At 30.5% G+C, this 6031-nt stretch carries 10 protein-coding genes; all 10 read right to left on the bottom strand.

The window, feature by feature from the left end; translation table 11 throughout:
• Positions 1 to 83: 83 nt before the first annotated feature.
• Positions 84 to 467 carry a fluoride efflux transporter CrcB gene (gene crcB / locus OO775_RS02450; protein WP_264845422.1) on the bottom strand — a complete coding sequence of 128 codons (384 nt, stop codon included), beginning with the start codon at positions 465 to 467 and terminating at the stop codon, positions 84 to 86.
• Positions 468 to 469: 2 nt separating this feature from the next.
• Entirely contained in the window at positions 470 to 943 is a 474-nt protein-coding gene (locus tag OO775_RS02445; RefSeq protein WP_264845421.1) for a GNAT family N-acetyltransferase, read from the bottom strand.
• 110 nt (positions 944 to 1053) lie between these two features.
• Positions 1054 to 1830, bottom strand: coding sequence for a hypothetical protein (locus OO775_RS02440; protein ID WP_264845420.1), 777 nt, complete (start codon positions 1828 to 1830; stop codon positions 1054 to 1056).
• A 31-nt stretch (positions 1831 to 1861) separates the two neighbouring features.
• Entirely contained in the window at positions 1862 to 2392 is a 531-nt protein-coding gene (locus OO775_RS02435) for a hypothetical protein (RefSeq protein ID WP_264845419.1), read from the bottom strand.
• 231 nt (positions 2393 to 2623) lie between these two features.
• Positions 2624 to 3037, bottom strand: coding sequence for a hypothetical protein (locus OO775_RS02430; protein WP_264845418.1), 414 nt, complete (start codon positions 3035 to 3037; stop codon positions 2624 to 2626).
• 47 nt (positions 3038 to 3084) lie between these two features.
• Positions 3085 to 3900: a YwqG family protein gene (locus tag OO775_RS02425; RefSeq protein ID WP_264845417.1), complete on the bottom strand. Its 816-nt coding sequence runs from the start codon at positions 3898 to 3900 to the stop codon at positions 3085 to 3087.
• A 20-nt stretch (positions 3901 to 3920) separates the two neighbouring features.
• Positions 3921 to 4361, bottom strand: coding sequence for a DUF4304 domain-containing protein (locus OO775_RS02420; RefSeq protein WP_264845416.1), 441 nt, complete (start codon positions 4359 to 4361; stop codon positions 3921 to 3923).
• A 478-nt stretch (positions 4362 to 4839) separates the two neighbouring features.
• Complete coding sequence (locus OO775_RS02415; protein WP_264845415.1) at positions 4840 to 5154, bottom strand: hypothetical protein; 315 nt, start codon at positions 5152 to 5154, stop codon at positions 4840 to 4842.
• 41 nt (positions 5155 to 5195) lie between these two features.
• A complete protein-coding gene (locus OO775_RS02410; protein ID WP_264845414.1) occupies positions 5196 to 5531 on the bottom strand; it encodes a hypothetical protein in 336 nt (111 codons plus the stop codon).
• Positions 5532 to 5576: 45 nt separating this feature from the next.
• On the bottom strand, positions 5577 to 6020 hold the full coding sequence (locus OO775_RS02405) for a hypothetical protein (RefSeq protein WP_264845413.1): 444 nt from the start codon (positions 6018 to 6020) through the stop codon (positions 5577 to 5579).
• Positions 6021 to 6031: the final 11 nt, after the last annotated feature.

Below are 6031 nucleotides of genomic sequence, written 5' to 3'. Positions count from 1 at the left end.
TATATTTGTTTAACAATTCCAATAATTTTTCTAAAGATTGCTTAAAGAATTGATTATCTCGCCCTTTTTCAAAACCTTAATGACTAATTTATTAAATTCTTCAACGAAATTCCTAAGTAACAGACAATCACAGATAATATTGTACTTAACGAAATATAAATGAACGCATTACTAAAATCTCGCGATTGAAAAAGCTGTAGGGTTTCTAACGAAAAGGCTGAAAAAGTAGTGAATCCACCCAAAAATCCCATCGCCAAAAACACATAAAGCGATTCATAACGCGGTTTTTGATTCAGATAAGCAAACGCCAAGCCCATCAAAAAGCAACCGATTAGGTTTACTATCAAAATCCCAATAGGAAAGGCGGTCGTTTTGCCGTATTTTAGGTTGATAAGCAATGAAATCGCCACACGGAACATTCCGCCGATGCCACTGCCCAAACCGACCAATAATAAGAGTTTTATCATTTTTATAAAGTTAGATTTATGCTTTTATTTCCTTCCGAGTCAAGTTTTAAAATCATATCAATGTGCGGAATACCAGCGTCTAAATATTCCTCTGAAATAGGCTTAAATCCGAGCGACTGGTAAAAATTTTTTAGATAGACCTGAGCCTGAATTTGAATCGTTGCGTTTTTCCAATTTTGTTTGATAAAATCCAAGGCTTTGAGCATCAACGCTCGTCCATAATTTTTACCTCGAAACGGCTTAGTAATCAGTACCCTACCTATTTTTATTTTGTCGTCAGATGAATAAATTTGGCAATAGGCAGTCAGTTTTTCGTCCACCATTGCAAAAAGATGAAATGCGTTTAAATCCTCATTATCAACATCTTGATAATGGCAATTTTGTTCCACTACAAAAACCTCGCACCTTGCTTTGAATATTTCAAAAATTTCGTTGTGGGTGAGTTCTTCAAATTTTTTACAATTCCAATTCATCATATATTTTAAATTTTATTTGGTAAAAGTAGGATAATCATTCCAAATAAGCGGTTTTCTTTTAGATACTTTTTAAGGTTTATTCAAATTCAACATCCGCTATTTATAGATGTCTAAATGCTAATAACATAATAAAAATTGTCTTTTATCGCTAAAAATTGTCCATTTTCTAATCCTTTTAGTATAGAAAAATCAACTTTTCCGAGTTTTTCAGTCTGTTTACTATACAAATGATAACGAAATAAGGTATTTTTATATTCATAAGGGTTAAAAAACAGCACAGTATCTTTATCAAACACCATCGCAGAAGCTCCTGATAAGATTTCGGGGACTTTTATACGCTCCATTTTGAAGTTTTTGACCGAAAGTTTGACAAACTCAAACTCCGTATAGGCAAAAAAGTACACCGCATTTTCTCCCGACTTGCAAAGTGCATAACAATCGCAAATATATTCTTCCGCCAAACTGGAATTGACCCCGAAAAGCACATTCCCTTCCATATCAAAAATCGCCAGACCTTCTGTACTGGGCGGATTGCCAAAAACACCTTCATCAAAATAGCTAACAATGAGCTTCCCATCGATAAAAGCAAGGTCTTCAACGGCATCGCCCACGAAAAACGCATTTTCTAACACGCCATCGGCATTGAAAATGAACGCATTGTTACTCACTGTACGCATATCTACCAACAAAAACGACCCATTATCCAATATCTGTACCAATGGGAATTTTATTTTTATCTTTTCTGATAAAGAAAGTATCATTCCGTTGATATTTACGCTGTTTTTTCTGTCAAAAGCCACGAAATTTCCATATTTATCCATATCAATGGCAGGAAAATCACTCGCATTGATACCTAAATTCATTGCTTCGGCTATTATATTTTTCATATTTTGCGATATTTTTTAATGATTTGATTCTTTAAAGCACTTTTTTGATTTCTTTCCAAACATAATCCCAAATACAATCCTGATAAGCAATGATTTTTTCTCTGCGTTTTTGTAATTTGGGCAGTAAAATGGCTTTATTTTCTTGCATTTGGGCGTTTTGCTCGTCGGTATAAGTCTCTTTGGGCAGTTTTAGATTGTCAAAAAGCAACACACAAAGGGCATTTACCACCACGATTTTCTTTTCCGAAGGGAAATTTTCATCATCAAAAGCGGTCAAAAGCCTGTTTAAATGGGACATTTTGGCAAGGAGTAAATCCTCGTCTTGTTGTAGGAAATAATACTCATCATTATCTCGCCAAAGTGCAAAAAGCTCATCGTCAATTTCGGGGGTTTCGATGCTCATAGAGTCATATTTGAGTTTTCCGCACTTTCTGCAAGGGTTTTTTTTCACAAATGCATCTTGCAATGGCTCAAAAGCCGCCTCTTCTTTTGTCAAATAGAGTATTTCTTCGTTTCCGTACTTGCAAACTCGTTTTAATAGGTATATTTTTTGGTTATTCATTGCTTTATCGTGTTATTTTTTAGAATGAAAAGGGTTGTTTTATGCTTACATTTGTATTTTCCGCCATTACTCTTGTTCATTTTGCTATTACATTTGTATTTTCCGATGTTACTCTTGTATATTCCGCCCTTGCATTTATATTTTCCGCCCGTATAGATGCAAAACATTGCATTTCTGTTTGTTAGTTAATTATTCATTGTCAAAATCTTAAAAATCAACTTTTTTGTTTAATTAATATTCATAAAGTACAGCTTTGCACTCATTTAAAGGAGTTTGTTTCCCTTCTGAATCTATAAATATATTGTTACTGATTTCCCCAAACAAAAATCCTTTTTCTTTCCAATCTTTTTGAATGGTTTGTGTGATTTTTTCCTTTCCTGAAGCTCCTTTGAAAGAAACTCCACAGAATTTTTGTCCGTTTGGTAAGGTTATTTCACAATTGGAAGATAAAATGCAACAATCCAATGGCTCTAAATCTTTTATATTAAATAATTCATCGAAAGAATCTTCAAAATCAGAGATGTTTTTTGCTACATATAAGAAATCTCGCTCTGGATTTTGATTTGGGTGATTTCCTGCAACATTGATAAGGTCTGTAATTTCAGTTACAGAAATGTTTTTCTTTTTTATATCTTTTTTGGACATTGTATGTTTCTTTTTTTATTAGTTATGAATTTTATCAATTCTTTCTCTTAATAGAAATCGTAGTATAATCCCCATTCGCCTGTTATACTATTTCTGGCAAACATAAGGCTTCCAGAATCTATCACATTAAATCCTGCTTTTTCATCACTACTAATCTGAAATGCAAATTCAAAATTATCTCCAAAATATATTCCTGATTGGCAAAACGATGGATATCCGCCAAATTTGTGTGAATAACTGTGTTTATCACCAACAATATCATCATAATAATTTAGCAGATTTTCATTTTCTTTGTCGTTATAATTGTCTAGTTTGCTAATTTCATTTGCTATGTCGTAAGGAATGCCTCCGCCGTCCCAAAGAGGGAAATCTTGCTCTTTATAGATAGGTTTTAGCGGAAAAGGTTTAAGATATTCTTGTGCCGGAAATTCATATTCAATCAACTTATCTTCAGCGGTATATTCACGGATAAGCCAACCCTCACCATTTTTGCCAAGTTCAGTAGATAGCTCCCAATACTCCTCTCCATTTTCATCAGTTCTTGGAATAGCTGTTTCACCTTCAATATGCGGAAATTCTTTTCCGATAAACACTGTAAGCCAAGTAATGTGTTTTAATTGTTCAGGTACAAAAGGCAAATCAGGAATATAAAACTGAGCAAGTGCATACAATTCCTTGTTATTTTTATCAATAACAGGTTGTTTTTCATTGGGCTTACAGAGAAAAACGCGACCAATCCAGTTTTCATTTTTTTCTCCGCTTGGGCGAAATCCTCCCGTTTGAAATTCCGTGATAGGTTTTTGCAGTTTTGTTTTAAATTCAGCTATTTTTTGCTGAATATATGCTGATTTTTCTTTACTCATATCTTTTCATTTTTTAATTGTTATTCATAAAAATTCTCTATATCTTCCTTGTTTTTGAACTTATTTAAGAAAGTTAGTGCGTATTTTTTAATATCTTCTAAAATTAATTCTTTTTCAGATTGATATTTTTGTTTTCTGATAAAAATATCCTGAATTTTATCGAAAGTATACCAGAAATCGCCGCTTTCTTTGAGGTTTCCGATGCGTTCACGGATAGGAAAATGCGTCACAGAAGGTATATTTTCATCAGTTTCTAAGTATTTAACGCAAATATTTGCTGTAAAAGTGACCGATTGACTATTATTGTAAATACTTTTTTGAATATTGATAAGTTGACAGATGCTATTTTCTATTTTATAAAAGTTATTTCCTTTTTTCTTAAATCCGATGGGTTTTAGTAAATCGTAAATGGCTTTCATAGTTTCATCAAAAGCAAGTTGTGCATTTGTTTTCTCTTTCATATTTTGTTGTTTTTTTAATTTTTTTTGATGTTTAACTAACTTAATAGCTTCTTTTTTATTGTTTTAAATTCTTTTATGTTTTATTTTTTGTTTTTGAAACTAACTTTTTTGAATTTTTATCAATATATTTTATTTTTATAACTCACTCTTTTATATTTTATACTGATTTTTTGGTTTTTTATCAATATATTTCATTTTTAAGACTCACTTTTCTATATTTTACACTCACTTTTTGATTTTCTACTAAAAAATATTTTCATTTTATACTGAATCTTTCCTTTTTTACACTAAATCTTTGGTTTTTTATAAATAATCATTCCTTTTTATAACTAATTTTTCGTTATTTTGTTGCTGTTTTTTGTTATTCTTTCAATAAAAATCATTTTTGAAACTGACTTTTTTATTTTTCTTAGTGAATTGCCTATTTTTTGAATTTATAATTGTAATTTTCTCACAAAAATTTTTATATAAAAGGCTGTTAATCACTTAAGCAACATAAATTTTCTTTATGAAACACCGCATACGATACAATAGCAATCATTTTATATACAAAATTTATTTCAGGTGATGTAGTTGCTTTTGTAATCATCTCAACAGAAAGTGTAAATAATTCTTTATAGGCAATTTCTAATTCTTCAAAAGAGAAAATAGGGTCGTTGTAATAGTTTTTCCATAATTTTTTGATAAATTTTATTTCGGTTTTGTCATAAAGTTTGGCTAAAATAGTTTCCTCTTCGTAAGTTATATAGCTAATACCTTTATTTTTAGTATTTTTTAGATGAATTGAGAGCATAGTTTGTCTTTTTTAATTTAAATTGCTTTTTAAAAAGAATTTTAATGGTATTTTATCAATAAAGATGATTTTTTATGAAAAATATCTTTGTAAAAATGAATTGATGTTCCATATTTGAATTCATATTTTAAATATGATGAGAGCATTTTAAAAACAGATGATGTTGCTTTTATCTCTCCTTGAAACCAAATATCCCAAGCCATTTGTATTGTTTTATTTTCTTTTTCAAATTGATATAAATCAAAGTCGATAGCTTTATCGAAGATTTCGGGGTTGTATTCTGCGGTGAGTTTCCAATTGTTTTCTTTCAAAAAATCAACAATTTTATAAAAGATTTCAGTTGAAATATTGGTTGCAATGTGTATTTCATCATTCATTGGACTTGTTTTCTGTTGTCAATTAATTGATTTCAACCAAATAAATCATTCTATTTTTTGAATGTTAGGAAATGGATTATCTTTTGATGATTTTCGCCAAATGCTTTTCTCTGCTAAATGCAATCTTTCTTCCAAATTAAAGTTTCCCATTTTTGAAAACATATTATCTTTATTAATTATTTGATTTTCATCGTTTAAAATTGCTCCATTTGTTTCTTTTGCGAGGAAATAAGCAATGCGGTACACATTTTCTTCCGTATCAGAAGTGATTTTGAAAGTCAAATTATCTTTTTCAATACATTGTATGTCAAACCATTGTTTGTTTTCTCGGGAACGCATATAAAGTTCTGTCCAATTTCTGCTATAAACGGGAGAAGCATCGCCATCACTGTCACAATTATGAAAATCATTACCAAAAAAGAAAGCTTTAAATACCCGAAAATCAGGTCTTTGTTCGTTTATTTGCACTTTTAAAGAAAATTGTTGCATTAAATTTTTAT

Source organism: Capnocytophaga catalasegens (genome assembly GCF_026005215.1).
In the GTDB taxonomy this organism is placed as follows: domain Bacteria; phylum Bacteroidota; class Bacteroidia; order Flavobacteriales; family Flavobacteriaceae; genus Capnocytophaga; species Capnocytophaga catalasegens.
This window is presented reverse-complemented; position numbering and strand designations above follow the sequence as displayed.